At 40.6% G+C, this 16,265-nt stretch carries 14 protein-coding genes; 9 read left to right on the top strand and 5 right to left on the bottom strand.

Features of this window, described 5'->3' with window-relative positions; genetic code table 11:
- Positions 1 to 272 precede the first annotated feature (272 nt).
- A complete protein-coding gene (locus QWZ17_RS28215; protein WP_290308703.1) occupies positions 273 to 1,679 on the top strand; it encodes a GH1 family beta-glucosidase in 1,407 nt (468 codons plus the stop codon).
- Here QWZ17_RS28215 and QWZ17_RS28210 read toward each other — a convergent pair.
- Positions 1,651 to 3,663: a sensor histidine kinase gene (locus QWZ17_RS28210; protein WP_290308702.1), complete on the bottom strand. Its 2,013-nt coding sequence runs from the start codon at positions 3,661 to 3,663 to the stop codon at positions 1,651 to 1,653. The genes QWZ17_RS28215 and QWZ17_RS28210 overlap by 29 nt on opposite strands.
- Positions 3,664 to 3,825: 162 nt before the next feature.
- Entirely contained in the window at positions 3,826 to 5,007 is a 1,182-nt protein-coding gene (locus QWZ17_RS28205) for an acyl-CoA dehydrogenase family protein (protein WP_290308701.1), read from the bottom strand.
- Positions 5,008 to 5,267: 260 nt separating this feature from the next.
- Here QWZ17_RS28205 and folB point away from each other — a divergent pair, with 260 nt between their 5' ends.
- Entirely contained in the window at positions 5,268 to 5,630 is a 363-nt protein-coding gene (gene folB, locus QWZ17_RS28200; protein ID WP_290308700.1) for a dihydroneopterin aldolase, read from the top strand.
- Positions 5,627 to 7,024: an FAD-binding oxidoreductase gene (locus QWZ17_RS28195; RefSeq protein ID WP_290308699.1), complete on the top strand. Its 1,398-nt coding sequence runs from the start codon at positions 5,627 to 5,629 to the stop codon at positions 7,022 to 7,024. The genes folB and QWZ17_RS28195 overlap by 4 nt, the downstream gene beginning before the upstream one ends.
- Positions 7,025 to 7,098: 74 nt before the next feature.
- On the opposite strand, the gene QWZ17_RS28190 is transcribed toward QWZ17_RS28195, so the two are convergent.
- Both QWZ17_RS28190 and QWZ17_RS28185 read right to left on the bottom strand, forming a co-directional pair.
- Complete coding sequence (locus QWZ17_RS28190; RefSeq protein WP_290308698.1) at positions 7,099 to 8,562, bottom strand: rhomboid family intramembrane serine protease; 1,464 nt, start codon at positions 8,560 to 8,562, stop codon at positions 7,099 to 7,101.
- 124 nt (positions 8,563 to 8,686) lie between these two features.
- Positions 8,687 to 9,133, bottom strand: coding sequence for an acyl-CoA thioesterase (locus QWZ17_RS28185; protein ID WP_290308697.1), 447 nt, complete (start codon positions 9,131 to 9,133; stop codon positions 8,687 to 8,689).
- A 134-nt stretch (positions 9,134 to 9,267) separates the two neighbouring features.
- Here QWZ17_RS28185 and QWZ17_RS28180 point away from each other — a divergent pair, with 134 nt between their 5' ends.
- Together QWZ17_RS28180 and QWZ17_RS28175 are read left to right on the top strand one after the other, a co-directional pair.
- Entirely contained in the window at positions 9,268 to 9,705 is a 438-nt protein-coding gene (locus QWZ17_RS28180) for an Hsp20/alpha crystallin family protein (RefSeq protein WP_290308696.1), read from the top strand.
- Between the two features lie 129 nt (positions 9,706 to 9,834).
- Entirely contained in the window at positions 9,835 to 10,728 is an 894-nt protein-coding gene (locus QWZ17_RS28175; RefSeq protein WP_290308695.1) for an SAM hydrolase/SAM-dependent halogenase family protein, read from the top strand.
- Positions 10,729 to 10,833: 105 nt separating this feature from the next.
- Here the strand turns inward: QWZ17_RS28175 and QWZ17_RS28170 are convergent, their stop codons facing one another.
- Positions 10,834 to 11,247 (bottom strand): Ohr family peroxiredoxin, encoded by a 414-nt coding sequence (locus tag QWZ17_RS28170; protein WP_290308694.1) that lies wholly within the window; start codon positions 11,245 to 11,247, stop codon positions 10,834 to 10,836.
- A 168-nt stretch (positions 11,248 to 11,415) separates the two neighbouring features.
- Between QWZ17_RS28170 and QWZ17_RS28165 the strand changes: the two genes are divergently transcribed.
- The 4 genes from QWZ17_RS28165 to QWZ17_RS28150 all read left to right on the top strand — a co-directional run bounded on the left by QWZ17_RS28165 (position 11,416) and on the right by QWZ17_RS28150 (position 16,162).
- Entirely contained in the window at positions 11,416 to 12,225 is an 810-nt protein-coding gene (locus tag QWZ17_RS28165) for an SDR family oxidoreductase (RefSeq protein ID WP_290308693.1), read from the top strand.
- Positions 12,226 to 12,453: 228 nt separating this feature from the next.
- A complete protein-coding gene (locus QWZ17_RS28160) occupies positions 12,454 to 12,933 on the top strand; it encodes a hypothetical protein (protein ID WP_290308692.1) in 480 nt (159 codons plus the stop codon).
- A 382-nt stretch (positions 12,934 to 13,315) separates the two neighbouring features.
- Positions 13,316 to 13,795 carry a hypothetical protein gene (locus QWZ17_RS28155; RefSeq protein WP_290308691.1) on the top strand — a complete coding sequence of 160 codons (480 nt, stop codon included), beginning with the start codon at positions 13,316 to 13,318 and terminating at the stop codon, positions 13,793 to 13,795.
- Between the two features lie 144 nt (positions 13,796 to 13,939).
- Positions 13,940 to 16,162 (top strand): bifunctional alpha,alpha-trehalose-phosphate synthase (UDP-forming)/trehalose-phosphatase, encoded by a 2,223-nt coding sequence (locus QWZ17_RS28150; RefSeq protein WP_290308690.1) that lies wholly within the window; start codon positions 13,940 to 13,942, stop codon positions 16,160 to 16,162.
- Positions 16,163 to 16,265: the final 103 nt, after the last annotated feature.

The following is a 16,265-nucleotide window of genomic DNA, read 5'->3' as shown; positions in this document are numbered from 1 at the left end:
CAAATTGCTATATTAGTACTGTTGCTTATCGCGGCGCTTAACGATTTGATAATATAGCTGTTACAGTAACTACATATCAGCCTTGTACCTTTAGTTAATTAAAAAAATAAGGTTATGAAATTTATCAATGTGTTTTCAAGACTTATAGGCGGTTTACGCGAGTGGATGATGCTGAAAAGTATGAAATCATCTTTCATACATTAATATAATTCAGTTTTATACTGGCCCTTTGCAAATAATATCGCAATTTTGGACCCTCGTAGTCCAATTTAATGAAAATTACTAATCAGCATACTGCTCTGAACAGAGAACTTTTTGGCCCCGGTTTTGAATGGGGAGTATCTACAGCCGCTTTTCAAATTGAAGGCGCTCATGATATTGATGGTAAAGGCGAATCTGTTTGGGATAATTTTACCGCCAGAAAAGGTAAAATTTTAAATGCCGACCATGCGCTCACCGCATGCGATTTTTATAATCGCTACGAAGAGGATATCGACCTCATTAAAAAATTAAACATCCCCAATTTCCGGTTTTCTATATCATGGACGCGTTTGTTGCCAAACGGCACAGGCGAGATTAACCAGGCTGGTATTGACTACTATAACCGCGTGATTGATTATTGCCTTAAACAGGACGTAACGCCCTGGGTTACCATTTATCACTGGGACCTGCCGCAGGTATTAGAACAAAAGGGAGGTTGGGCTAACCGCGAGGTTATCACTTGGTTCAGTGAATTTACCACCCTTTGTGTAAAAAGTTTTGGCGATAGGGTTAAACATTGGATGGTGATGAACGAGCCCGTAGTATTTACAGGAGCAGGGTACTTTTTTGGGATTCACGCCCCCGGCCGAAGTGGTTTGAGAAGTTTTACTTCGGTAATTCATCATGTAGTATTGAGTATCGTGGCTGGTGCCCGTATTTTGCGGGAGCTCCTACCTGCGGATGCACAGATAGGAACAACATTTTCCTGCTCGCAGGTTGAGCCCTTAACGGATAAGCCCCGTGATATAGCAGCCGCGGTTAGGGTAGATGCCCTCATAAACCGTTTGTATATTGAACCCATTTTAGGTATGGGATACCCCGTTAAAGATCTGCCTGCTTTAAAGGGGATTCAGAAATACATTTTGCCCGGTGATGAGGAGAACATGCATTTTGATTTTGATTTTATTGGCGTGCAGAACTACACCCGCGAAATTGTAAAGTATTCTTTTTTTACGCCATATGTAAGCGCCAGGATTATTAAAGCCGAAAACAGGAGGGTAGAACTCACCGCGATGCGATGGGAAGTACACCCGCCATCTATTTATCATATGATAAAAAAGTTTGCGGCCTATCCCAAAATCAAAAATATTATCATTACCGAAAACGGTTCTGCTTTTCCCGATGAAGTCGCTGATGGCGAAGTTAACGACCCCAAGAGGCTACAATACTTACAGGATTATCTTGCCCAGGTATTAAAGGCAAAAAACGAAGGCTGTAATGTAAATGGCTATTTTGTGTGGACACTTACCGATAATTTTGAATGGGCCGAAGGCTATCATCCCCGCTTTGGGTTAATCCATGTGGATCATAACACGCAAAAACGGATTGTAAAAATGTCTGGAAAGTGGTTTGCGGAGTTTTTGAAAAAGGAGGTTAAGCAGGAAGAACTTACCTTGGAAGCGAAAAGTAAAATGTAGTTCCGCTTTCGGTATCGCTTTCAAACCATATTTTGCCGTTATGGATACCGATGATCTGTTGGCAGATAGACAAGCCCAATCCAAACGATTTTTCGCCTTCTGTTCCCGGCCGCTTAGCATCGGTAAACATATTAAAAACACCTTGCTTAAGTTTATCAGGAATACCTATTCCATTATCTTTTACCGCAACGTGTACCCAGGCTTCTTCGTTTTTAACACAAACATTTATTTCGCTGCCATTATTACTAAACTTGATGGCATTACTGATTAAATTGCTTATTACCCGCCATATTTTCTCGCGATTGATGAAAATTGAAACCGAATCCGGTGGTAAAGCAAGTTTGATGGATTGCTGTTTATCGGCAGCTTTAAATCGCATTAATTCAACACTGTTGCTTATCAGCGAATTAACATCTACCCAATCCTTATTAAAAGTTACATTGGCAGTGTTTGCAACTTCTAAAATTTCGTTAATAAGCTCCAATGAATTAAATGAGGTTTCTTTAATCAGGTTGATCATATCCAATTGATCGGCAGTGTATTCCTCTTCGGCCATAACACTCGAAAGTGAGGCAATACCGCCAAGCGGATTACGAAGATCATGGGCTACAGCCCTTAATATGCGGTCTTTTTCGCGGCCGCTCTGGTTAAGTTCTTCCAGTGCGTGCTCCAGGTTTTCTTTTTGATGGCTGATTTTATCATTAAGGGCCTTTATGGCCACAACGTCCCTGCGCGAGCGTTTGAGGTTTCTGAACACCAGGAACACGATGATGGCTGCCATAATAGCCAGCAGCACCGCCAGGTATATATAAATAAGCTGCCGTTTGCTATAATCCTTAAGATTATCTATCTCAGTTTGTTTTTCATAATTAGCTTGTTGCGTAGTTACGTTTATACTTTTAAGCGAGTTTGCCTGCTTAACAGCTGAATCTTTTAGTGCCGAGTACTTTTTAAAATAGGCCAAAGCTTTGGCATTATCTCTGTTTTCATAATATCCGGCCATTAAATAACTCCAGTTAATTTCGGCTTCGGCATTTGGAATGCTATCTAACTGGGTACGTAAACTTTGCAGCAATCCTAACAATTCATCGCTGCGATTGGACACGAGATATAAACGTCCGAGTTTTATTTCGGTAAGTTGAGCATCTTTATTATCATTCCCTTTTTTGAGATTAATGGCGATGCTCTTTTTGAGAAAACTCTCTGCCCCTTTGTAATCCTGTTTAATAAACGCTACATCGCCCTGATCGCCATATACAACACCCCTGGCAATTTCAAGCATTTCTGCAACATTGTTAAAGCGTTGGTTATTCGCGTTGATATAGTCAATCGCCTTTTTTAGGTAAAAGGACGCGCTATCGGTTTCGCCCGCGTTTTTATAACTTTCCCCTATATCGGCCAATAATTCCTGTCGCTGGTAAAAAGACCGGAAGTCATCTTTATAGGCACTGCTTTTATCATGGCTGATTTTGAAATAATTGGCGGCTTCAAGATAATGAGCCTGCTTAAAAAGCACCATCCCTATGCGGTAAGTGTATTCGGCCAGTATTTCGTTATTTACCTGGCTTTTTCCTATATAATATCCCTGGTAAAAGCACTTATAAGCATCGGCATATTCAAACATTGCGAAATAAGCGTCGCCAAGGGCAAAATTTGCTTCAGCATAATCAAGCTGATACCGGCGTTTAGTTACACTTTGTTTAGCCATCATGAGCATGCTATCTGCATACAGCAAGGCCTTTTTATAATCGTGCTTTTGTTTTAACTGGTAAAGATAATGGTAGCCGTAAAACCTAAACTTATCGTGAACAAAAGGGTGGCCTATGCGTTTAAAAGCCGAGTCAAGATAATTGGTGCCAATAAGCGGTCGCTTTTTTAAATCTTTAAAATTGTCAACCGTGTCACCAATGGCTTTAAATTGCCTGGAATATTCGCCTGTATCTGTATTATTTGCGGTACATGAGTAAAAAAATAAAGGAACCACAAAAAACCAACACAACCGCAAATGGCGCTTGAATTGTTTAAAAAAATTAATAACAGATGTAACTGGGGACATTAAAATAGGGGCTTCAACAAAAGTAGTATTTGTAACATTCAAATACTATAGTTAAACCACCTAATATTTACCTTTTGATTAAATTACTTTTTATTTAAAAGCGTCCTCGCCGGTAATATCCATGCCGGTAATTAAAAGATGAATATCATGTGTACCCTCATAAGTAATAACCGATTCCAGGTTCATCATATGCCTCATGATAGGATATTCGCCGGTTATGCCCATACCACCCAACATCTGACGCGCTTCGCGGGCTATAGTTATCGCGGTTTCTACACTGTTTCGTTTGGCCATTGATATTTGCGCCGCGCTTGCACGGTTTTCATTTTTAAGTACACCTAAACGCCAAACCAGCAACTGCGCTTTGGTGATTTCTGTAATCATTTCTGCAAGTTTCTTTTGCTGCAATTGAAAAGCGGCTATCGGCTTGCCAAATTGTACACGTTCTTTAGCATATCTTAAGGCGGTATCATAACAATCCATTGCTGCGCCCAACGCACCCCATGCAATCCCGTATCGTGCCTGGTTAAGGCAGCCTAAGGGGCCTTTTAATCCTATCGCATCAGGAAGTATATTTTCTTTTGGAATTTTAACATTATCAAAAACAAGCTCGCCTGTTGCCGATGCCCTAAGCGACCATTTATTATGCGTAGTAGGAGTGGTAAAACCTTCCATGCCACGCTCTACAATAAGGCCACGTACTTTTTTGTTTTCATCACGCGCCCATATTACAGCAATATCGGCAAATGGGGCATTGGAAATCCACATTTTGGCGCCATTTAAAATATAATGATCGCCGGCATCTTTAATATTGGTAGTCATACCACCCGGGTTTGAACCATGATCGGGTTCGGTGAGGCCGAAGCAGCCCATGATTTCACCTGATGCCAAACGCGGCAGGTATTTTTTACGTTGTTCTTCAGATCCGTAAGCATAAATAGGGTACATTACCAAAGACCCCTGTACAGATGAAGCCGAACGGATGCCTGAGTCGCCACGTTCAATTTCCTGCATGATGATACCGTAAGATATATAATCCAAACCTGCACCACCATATTCAACGGGGATAGTAGGGCCAAAAGCGCCAATCTCGGCAAGGCCTTTTACCAGCTGCATCGGGAACTCTGCTTTTTGGGCGTAGTCTTCAATTATTGGACTTAGTTCCTTTTTCACCCAGTCGCGTACCGACGAGCGGATCAGCTTATGTTCTTCGGTAAGTAATTCATCTAATAAATAATAATCGGGCGATTCGTACAGATCTGTTTTGGCCATAACGTTATACTTGGTGAGCAAATATATAGGATTTAAAGTGGAGTTATTTCATTCAAAAACGCCGTTTTTAGTTACCAGAAGCCACTTTATATCAAAAACTATGTTTAGATGATTTAAACATAGTTTTTAGAGAAAATATTTTTCCAAAAAAATTCAAACGTGTTCTACAATAACTATCAGTTCAGTCTATTTAGTTTATGTAGAACCCCTGAAGGACGTATTTTATTGAGTAAACCAACAAAATCTGCTACTTTTGAAGCATGATGACTATCGCTTTGCAGGGTGCGGAATTTTTTGCATACCATGGCTTTTATCCCGAAGAACAAAAATTAGGCTGCCGTTTCCTCGTAGATGTAGAGGTTGATTTTTCGCCTAAACACGATTTTAGCGACGATAATATTAACAACACCGTCGATTATGAAAAGGTTTATAACATAGCCTGCGAAGAGATGAAGCATCCCCGTAAATTGATTGAAACCGTGGCCGAAGCCATCATTGAAAAGATAGTGGAAAAATACCCTTTTGTACGAAGTATCCGGGTTGCCGTTAAAAAGCTTAATCCACCATTGATTGGTAAAATAGCATGCTCAAGCGTCACCATTAACTATCAGCCTGCAAAATGAAGTACAATATTATAACCCCGGGTGTTTTAGAACACATAACTACCATTGTTGGTGCCGATGCGGTGATTACCCAACATGCCGACCTGGAAAAATACAGCCACGATGAAACCGAAGACCTGGTATATTATCCCGAAGTTGTTGTAAAGCCCAACACGCCAGAGCAGGTATCGGCATTAATGAAACTTTGTAACGATAACATGATCCCGGTAACGCCGCGCGGCGCAGGCACCGGCCTAAGCGGAGGCGCGTTGCCGGTGCAGGGCGGATTGCTCATCGCCATGGAACGTTTTAACAATGTATTGGAGATTGATGAGCAAAACTTACAGGCTACTGTTGAACCCGGCGTGATCACCGAAGAGTTTATGAACCAGGTAGCAGCCAAAGGTCTGCTTTACCCCGTGGACCCTGCGAGTAAAGGAAGTTGTTTTATCGGCGGCAATGTATCTCACGGTTCTGGTGGCCCAAGGGTTGTTAAATATGGCACCATTCGCGAATATGTGCTTAATCTGCAGGTGGTAATGCCCAACGGCGAAATCATCTGGACGGGCGCCAATACCCTTAAATATGCGTCGGGCTACAATTTAACCCAACTGATCATTGGCTCTGAGGGTACTTTGGGGATAGTAACCAAAATAGTAGTAAAATTGGTACCAGCACCAACACTGGATGCACTGATGCTGGCCTCGTTCCCGAGTAACGAGGCAGCCTGCAAGGCTGTTTCGGCTATATTCAGAGCGGGTGTAATACCATCAGCACTTGAGTTTATGGAAAGAAGAGGAGTGGAGTGGGTAAAAGAACATGACGATATCGCCTTTAATTTACAAGATGGAGTGGAGGCTTTTTTACTGATAGAAGTAGATGGCAGTAATCAGGATGTTATTTTTGCCGATTGCGAAAAGATCAACACCGTTTTAGAAGCGCATGATTGCGTCGACGTGTTGTTTGCCGATTCATCTGCGCAAAAAGAAGAACTCTGGCGCCTGCGCCGTACCATGGCGGTATCTGTAAAATCAAACTCGGTTTATAAAGAGGAAGATACTGTAGTGCCGCGTGCGGCCTTGCCGCAACTGATTAAAGGGATAAAAGAAACCGGTGCAAAATACGGCTTTGAATCCGTGTGTTACGGCCATGCCGGCGATGGAAATCTGCATGTAAATATCATCAAAGGCAACATGAGCGATCATGACTGGAACCACAAATTAAAAGATGGCATCAAAGAAATTTTCGAGCTTACCGTAAGCCTTGGCGGCACCTTATCCGGCGAACATGGTATCGGCCTGGTACAAAAGGATTTCATGCCGATAAAATACTCCGATGTACATTTCGCTCTTTGGAAAGGCATCAAAGCCGTATTTGATCCGAAGGGGATACTTAATCCGGGGAAGATATTTTAATTTGAGAATTTGATGGTTTGAGTATTTGAAAATGTGACCAAATTTTATTCAAATACTCAAACCATTAAGTCAGGTTATTTTCCTTTAAGATCATCAAGGCTGAGTTGAATTTGACGATTATAATTTTCGATGTCGGGTTTGTATTTATCAGTATTTTCGCTAACACCTTTATAAAGCACCTCATAGCTTTTAATACGCAAATCGATATATCGGTGTAGTTTTTTGTTGTTTGATTTTACCACATCGGGTAATTTAAGTCTATCAATTTTATCCAATATTTTCACATCCTTATCCCAATAGTTAATCCCACTTTTAATGGCAGTAAGTAATTGTGGGTTCGATGCATTTTTCAATTTATAAATCTCAAGCGCGTTAACTTCGTTTTGCGAAAACTCCTTGATATAAGTATCGTATTGCCCTAAATCATTTGGCATGTTTTGATATAGCCAACCGCAGGTACCTATAATTACAGCGGCCAGGATTCCGCAAATGCGGTAGTTTAAACGATCATCTTCCGGTTTTTTCAGGCTGATAATAAGGCAATAACCAATTACTAAACCACCAGCCAGGCCGCCAATGTGCGCCGCGTTATCAATGCCGGCTTTAACACCATAAAGTAAGTTATATCCTACAAATACAGCTATACTGGTAAGCAAAGCTTTACGGGTAGATTTTTCGATTAAATTGGTGGTAAGCATAGCCAGGAAAACGCCATACATCCCAAAAATAGCGCCCGAAGCACCTACGCTAACGGTTTCGGGATGCCACCATAAACTGGTCATGCTTGCCGTTAACGCTGTTAATATATACGCGGTAATAAATCTCAGCTTGCCCAGGTATGGCTCTAACAGTAAACCAATGTAAATCAAGGCGTACATATTAAAAAGTAAATGCATAATTCCACCGTGTAAAAATGCACTGCTGAGCAAACGCCACCATTGTCCATTTAAGGTGTATGGGCCAAAATCGGCACCCCAATTTAATAGGTCCTTAGTTTCCGGCATTAAAATGCCCACACCTTTTATCCCCATTAACACAAATACCAAAATGTTGGCAATAACCAGTATAGGCGTAACAAAATAGCCGGTGGTAGGCTTAAATACAGAAAGAAAGCTATTGATCTGATCGGCAGTAGTGGCTGGTGGTTGCTGTAAATAATCGTCTTCGGCAGGAGGGAAGCTGGCCTTCAATTCCTGATAATTTGCCTCAAGTTCTTCGGCGCTGTATTTAGTTTTAGCTGTATTTAATTCATAAACAAGCTCCAATACCCGTTTTTTATTGCGACCAAGATCAATCATCTCGTTACCTGCTGATGAACTTTTTAGTGTGGCTATGTCATTTTCAATTACAATACTTATGGTCGCGTTCCAGCTGAATACACCATTATCTGTGTAGGCAATTAAGCCCGTTGGGCTTATGTAGTTTACCTGCCAGGTTAGTTCTTTAACGGCTTCGTTGGCTACCACAAGAAAATGTCTGGGCGAAAAATTTTCAAGAGAATATTCCTCTACGTATTTTGGTGTAAATCCTACAGCCATAATTTATTATTTAAGGTTTGGTTATAAAGGTTATGTTGTTCTTGCTGGTGGCGTGGATACGCGTATTTTTATTCCGGCAGCGCACGGTTCATCTCCACATCTGAAATCTATAATCTGCACATCCTCAATTCGTATTCAAAATCAATCTTGGCTCGTCAAAGGCTATCATACTCTGCCGCTCGTGCGGGGGGATGGATACCGATTTACTGGCGTTATAATCATAACTAATGCACACGGTTTTGCCGGTGGTTACAATTTCTTCGCCTTCGGCGGTAACTTTTACCAATACATGCATTACATCAAAACTACTGTTGCCTATGCGAATGGTACGCACGTAGCAGGCAATTTTATCATTAATGGTAATTTGCTTTAAATAATTGATCTCCGACCGGCCAATGATAATGCCGGCATTATTCCAATCCCAGCCAATAGCCTCTTTCCAGTAGCTGGTACGCGCGGTTTCAAAGTAGGTTAAATACACGGCATTGTTCACATGCCCAAGGGAATCTATATCTGAAAAACGGATGTGGATGTCCGTTTTGAACTTGTAATCGGTAAGTTTTTCAGCCATTTGCGTCAATTTGTCTGTATAAAATATATCAAAGCGACAAAATGTCGCTATAGATATTGACTTTACGGGTTGGTATAACAGTTGATTAATACATCACGAAGTTAACAAAAACAAAAACTTAGAAAATACATATCATGACATTAGTAAAATTTAACAACGGATTAAAAAATAACGCGAGAGGCCCATTCTTTAACGATGTATTCGATTCAATTTTGAACGATTCATTTTTAGGCGATAAATTGGTTGCCCGTATACCTGCTGTAAACATTGCCGAAACCGAAAATGAATTTGAAGTTGAGCTTGCTGTACCCGGCTTAAAGAAAGAAGACCTTAAAATAGCCTTGGATAAAAATATTTTGACAGTATCGGCCGAAAAGAAAACCGAAACCGTTGAAGGTAAAAAATTCAGCAAACGCGAGTATAGCTACAACTCATTCAGCAGGTCGTTCACCTTGCCAGAAAGTGCCGATCAATCAAAAATTGAAGCCGATTACACTGATGGTGTTTTGAAATTGACCATCACTAAAAAAGAAGAAGCTAAATTTCAATCAAGAGAAATAGCTGTAAAATAATTTAAGACTGTTTTCATAAAGTAGTTAGTTTGGTTTGAAGGCCGTTCCCAATTGGGGCGGCCTTTTTTGTGCTTATTTACTTTGGGGCAATTATTCCAAAAGCACCGCTAAATCATTATATTAGCTACCATGAAGAAAAAACTACTCCTTATACTTTCCTTATTTATTTCCTATTGCGGTTACGCTCAAAACAAAATTGTTGTTTTCCAGTCGGATTTTGGCTTGAAGGACGGCGCCGTATCTGCCATGAAAGGTGTGGCTATTGGCGTATCGCCGGATTTGAAATTATATGACCTTACGCACGAAATTCCGGCTTACAACATATGGGAAGCCTCTTACCGGTTATTTCAAACAGTTACCTATTGGCCCGCCGGTACCGTGTTTGTATCGGTTGTTGATCCCGGTGTAGGGACCTCCCGCAAATCTGTTGTGTTAAAAACAAATACCGGGCAATATATAGTTACGCCAGATAACGGAACTTTAACATTGATATCAGAATCACTCGGTATAGCCGAAATAAGGCAGATAGATGAAAATGTAAACCGCAGGCACGGCTCCGAGAAATCGTATACATTTCATGGCCGCGATGTGTATGCTTACACCGCCGCGCGCCTGGCTGCCGGTGTGATCACTTATGAGCAGGTTGGCCCCGAATTACCTAAACAAGTGGTAAAACTACCCTACCAAAAAGCAGTATTAGAAAATGGCAAATTAAAAGGCACCATTGATATATTGGATGTGCAATACGGCAACTTGTGGACAAACATTAGCGATGATTTGATAAAACCGCTAAACCTTAAAGTAGGCGACGTACTACACCTTACGATTTACCACAACGGTAAAAAAGCCTACGAAGGCGACGCGCCTTACAGTTCAACCTTCGGCCAGGTTGCCAAAGGTAAACCACTGGCCTATTTGAACAGTTTGCTTCAATTATCCTTCGCCTTAAACCAGGGCAGTTTTGCAGATGTATACAAAATAGGCAGCGGCAGCGAGTGGAGCGTGTTGGTCAGTAAAGAGTAGTTTGCAGATAGCAGCGGGCAGTTATCAGTTTGCAGTAAGCATCAAATCTAATAACTGCAAAACTGCCCACTGCTATCTGCAAACTGGATACTGCAAACTGACAAACTAATCAGCAATTACTTTAACATCAATATTGCCCCTTGTTGCTTTGGAATAAGGACAGCCTTTGTGGGCCGCCTCGGCCAGTTTCTGGGCAACATCCCAATCTATGCCGGGAATGTGTACATGCAATTCGGCAGATAGGGCATAAGAGGACGATCCTTCTTTATTGAATGTAATATGCACATCAACCGTCGCCTGCGTTACATTTACGCCATCCCTTGTACCAACCGAGCCCAGGGCACCCAGATAACATGCGCCCCAGGCACCAGCAAATAACAATTCGGGATTGGCATAACCATCTTCGCCGCCCATAACTTTAGGCGCTTTCAGCTCCATATCTACTACACCATCTTCAGATTTTATGTGGCCGTCGCGACCTCCTTTTGCTGTTACTACAGCTGTATATATTTTTTCCATGATTGAATTTCCTTTTCAAAATCAACGGAAAAGGCACTATTATGTTTGGATTATGTGAAGGCTTTATCAATGAGGACTGTATTAACGTTGAGGAAAAATCCTTAAATCGTGTTAAAACAATTACTCTTTCATTTTCATTGGTTATATTAAAACAAAAAAAGTGCTAATATGAACCAAACACCATCATTAAAAGGACAAATAGCGCTGGTTACCGGTGCCGATAGCGGAATAGGCCGGGGCGTAGCACAGGAATTAGCTAAAGCCGGTGCTAAGGTAGTGATCAACTACGCTCATAATCATGATGCAGCCGATGATACCGTTAAAGGCATAATTGCCGATGGTGGTGAAGCTTTTGCCATACAAGCCGATGTAAGTCATGAAAATGAGGTAAAAGCCATGTTTGCTCAAATATTTGAAAAGTACGGCACGCTCGATATCCTGGTAAACAACGCAGGCCTGCAAAAGGATTCCAGGTTTGTTGATATGACCCTGGAGGATTGGAATACCATAATCAGTATCAATTTAACCGGTCAGTTCTTATGCTCGCGCGAAGCCGCTAAAGAATTCATTCGCAGGGGAGTAGTTGAAGAGCGAAGTAAGGCCGCAGGAAAAATCATTTGTATGAGCAGTGTACATGAGGTAATTCCATGGGCCGGCCATGTTAATTACGCGGCCAGCAAAGGCGGCATCAGTATGTTTATGAAAAGCATAGCGCAGGAATTGGCTCCGCATAAGATCAGGGTGGTTGGTATCGGGCCAGGTGCCATACAAACACCAATTAATAAATCGGCATGGGATACACCCGAAGCACTGGATAAATTACTTACCCTAATACCCTACAACCGAATAGGTAAACCTGCTGATATAGGGCAACTTGCAGCATGGCTGGCATCCGATCAGGCCGATTATATTACAGGTACTACTATTTTTATGGATGGAGGCATGACCTTATATCCTGGTTTTGCCGATAATGGTTGATTTCCAGTGCAATTTTATATTATTAAAACGGTTTAGATTGCTCTAATCCGTTTTTTTATGTAATTTACGCTTATAGATATTGTAATTTATACACTAAGTAAATTACGAAAATCTAAATTTTATACGTCAAACTGACTGTTATTATCAAAAAATTACAAAAATTCATTTTTATTTGCCAAATCGTTAATTCAGACTTATTTTTGTTGCGGATTTAAAATTTAAAACAACATGAAAAAGATATTTTTAACAACCGCAATTGCCGCTTTATTAAGCGTTAATGTATTCGCTGCTGATGGTGGCAAAAAAAATGATGGTGGTACCAACGTATCATATGTAGCTTTACACGGTTTCACTGTTGACTTTGCTGATGCAAAGGACGTTAACTGGACAGTTACTAAAAATACCCAAAAAGCAACCTTCACTATTGATGGTGTAAAGAAAACAGCTTTTTACAACCTTAATGGCGAGTACCTTGGTGTAACTCAACGCGTTGACCCTAAAGCTATCCCTGCTAAAACAATGAAACAAATCAACAAAGACTACGCTGGTTATGAAGTTGGTGAAGTAATTGTTTACCAGGCTAATACCGATATCAATGCAAACATCGATGCTACTTCATACTTCGTTGATTTGAAAAATGACAACCACGAAGTGCTTGTAAGGATAACTCAACAAGCCAACCTTGAATTTTTTCAGCAAGTAAAATAATTCCAGGGGAATTAAAAGAAATACAGGCCGTCCGGATTTTCCGGGCGGCTTTTTTGTTTTATCAAATCTGCAATCAGGGCGATAGTAAGACGCCTTATAATTAGGGTATACCTTATAGGGATTTGAATAGTTTAAATACCGTGTTATAGTGTTAAATTAAAGGTAATTAAATGTTATTAAAACGGTTTAGATTCATTTAAATGAATTTTTTTAATCTTTTGGCGTTTACGATATTGTAATTATTACACCACCTTAATTATAAAAGTGAAAATTTAGCATCTTAATGGCTTATTAATTATCAAATAATTACAAAAGTTCAATTTTAATTGCCAAATAATCAACAATTACTTATTTTTGTTATGGATTTAAAATTTAACACAACATGAAAAAGATATTTTTAACAACTGCAATTGCCGCTTTATTAAGCGTTAATGTATTCGCTGCCGATGGCGGTAAAAAAAATGATGGTGGTGCTAACGTATCATACGTAGCTTTACACGGTTTCACAGTTGATTTTGCCGATGCAAAAGACGTTAACTGGACAGTTACTAAAAACTGCCAAAAAGCGAGCTTTACCATAGATGGCGTAAGGAAAACAGCTTTTTACAATCTTAGCGGCGAGTACCTTGGTGTAACTCAACGTGTTGATCCTAAAGCTATCCCAGCTAAAACAATGAAAGAGATTAACAAAGATTACGCTGGCTACCAAATTGGCGAGGTAATTGTTTACCAGGCTAATACAGATCTTAACTCAAACATCGATGCTACTTCATACTTCGTTGATTTGAAAAATGATACTCACGAAGTGCTTGTAAGGATAACCCAACAAGCTAACCTTGAATTTTTTCAACAAGTAAAATAATTCCAAGGGAATCATCAAAAATACAAGCCGTTCGGAACTACCCGAACGGCTTTTTTGTTTTACAAAATTTGCAATTATCGCATTTCAGCAAACAACTTAGCTGTTTAAGCATTATTAAGTATTAGTTTAATAAATATACTCAATATGCCCAAAACGATAATTGTATCTAACCGGTTACCTGTGAAAATTTCTAAAACTGATGACGAATATAGTTTATCATCAAGCGAGGGGGGATTAGCAACCGGTTTAGGTTCAATATATAAACAAGATAACAATGTGTGGATAGGCTGGCCGGGAGTTGAAATTGCCGAACAGCATGATAAGGATAGGGTTACAGAGCAATTAAAGGACCTGAGCCTGATTCCTGTATTTTTAGATCAGGAAGAAATTAACCAATATTACGAAGGTTTTTCAAATGAAGTGCTTTGGCCGGTTTTTCATTATTACTCATCTACCTACGCCAATTACAAACAATCAAACTGGGATTATTACCAGGCCGTTAATAAAAAATTCAGGGATGTGATCCTGAGCGTTGCCGAACCTGGCGACGTGATCTGGATTCATGATTACCAGCTATTACTTTTACCCGGATTGGTTAGACATGATTTGCCCGATGTTTCCATCGGCTTTTTCCTGCATATCCCATTTCCTTCGCACGAAATGTTCAGACTAATCCCTTGGCGGTCTGAATTATTGGAAGGTATGCTTGGTGCCGATTTAATAGGTTTCCATACTTTTGATGATGTACGGCACTTTTTAGGCGCAACCAGCCGCATTTTACCTGTTACCACATCGTCAAATATCATAACCACGGGTGAGCGCTCTATAGTGGTTGAATCATTCCCGATGGGAATTGACGAAAAGAAATATGCTTCGCTACCTTTACAGGATGACGTAAAAGAACAGGTTGAACTGATCAAAAATAATTTTAAACATACTAAACTCATCCTGTCTGTAGATAGGCTTGATTACAGTAAGGGTATTTTGCAGCGTTTGCAGGCATTTGAATTATTGTTGCAATTATGCCCCGAGTGTATTGAAAAAATCGCCCTTTATATGATTGTAGTACCATCCCGTGATACTGTGCCGCAGTACGCGCATTTAAGGGAAGAAATTGATAAAAAAGTGGGCAACATCAATTCCATCTATCGCACTATGGATTGGAGCCCTATTCATTATTATTACCGATCATTCCCGATAGAAACACTTTCGGCCCTGTATGCCACAGCCGATGTATGTTTGGTAACGCCGATGCGTGATGGCATGAACCTGGTAAGCAAAGAGTACGTAGCAAGCCGGGTGAATAATGATGGTGTATTGATTATGAGCGAGATGGCCGGCTCATCTAAGGAGTTAATTGATGCCATTATTGTAAACCCCAATAATACCGGCGAGGTTTGCAGGGCCATTTTACAGGCTATCAATATGCCTTTGGATGAGCAGCGTCGCAGGATGATTCCGATGCGGCAGTTAGTGGCTAAATTTAATATCAGTCACTGGGTTAAAATTTTTATGGATAGATTGAAGGAGGTTAAATTGATGCAGCGCTCCATGCAGGCACGCCATGCTGGAACTACAACTGAGCAATCCATCATTAACCGCTACGTGAAAACCAAAAAGAGAATCATCTTTTTAGATTACGACGGCACTCTGGTTGGCTTCAGATCAAACATTGAACAGGCAAGCCCCGATAGGGAGCTGTATAGCATTATTCAGAAACTAACGGAAGATCCCGCCAACCAGGTTGTATTGATCAGTGGGCGTAAACACGAAAACCTTGATGAATGGTTTAGCCATACCAATATGTACCTTATTGCCGAGCATGGCTCGTGGTTTAAACAAAATGGTACATCCTGGCATAAAATAGCAGGCTTAACCGATCAGTGGAAACATGATATCTATCCCATACTGGAAACCTACGTAGACCGTACTCCGGGCTCCTTTATTGAAGAAAAAACATATTCCTTAGTTTGGCACTACCGCAAAGCTCCGGCCGGCTTAGGCGAGCTTAGGGCCAATGAATTAATCAATAATCTAAAATACCTGGCAAGTGATAAAGGCTTACAACTACTGGCAGGGGATAAGGTACTGGAAGTAAAGAATATGGATATCAACAAAGGCAAAGCTGCCCTAACACTTACAGAAGATAAAGACTATGATTTTATTATAGCCTTTGGCGATGATTATACCGATGAGGATATCTTTAAGGCTTTGCCGGATAGCGCTATAACCATAAAGGTGGGCAGCAACCTATCTGCGGCTAAATTTTACCTGCGCAACCCACAGGAGGTTCGTAAGCTACTAACCAGCTTTACTAAGCATTCGGCTGTTGAGGTGTTGGAAGGTTTTAAAGTTGAAAGGTTATAATGTTGGAAGGTTGAAAAGTTAACAGGTCGCAATATTTTACCTTTAAAAGCTGAAAAGTTGTAATATTAAGAATGTTAAAAAACTTTAAAACGTTACAACTTTT

It is taken from the genome of Mucilaginibacter flavus, from assembly GCF_030409315.1.
Taxonomy (GTDB): Bacteria; Bacteroidota; Bacteroidia; order Sphingobacteriales; family Sphingobacteriaceae; genus Mucilaginibacter; species Mucilaginibacter flavus.
This window is presented reverse-complemented; position numbering and strand designations above follow the sequence as displayed.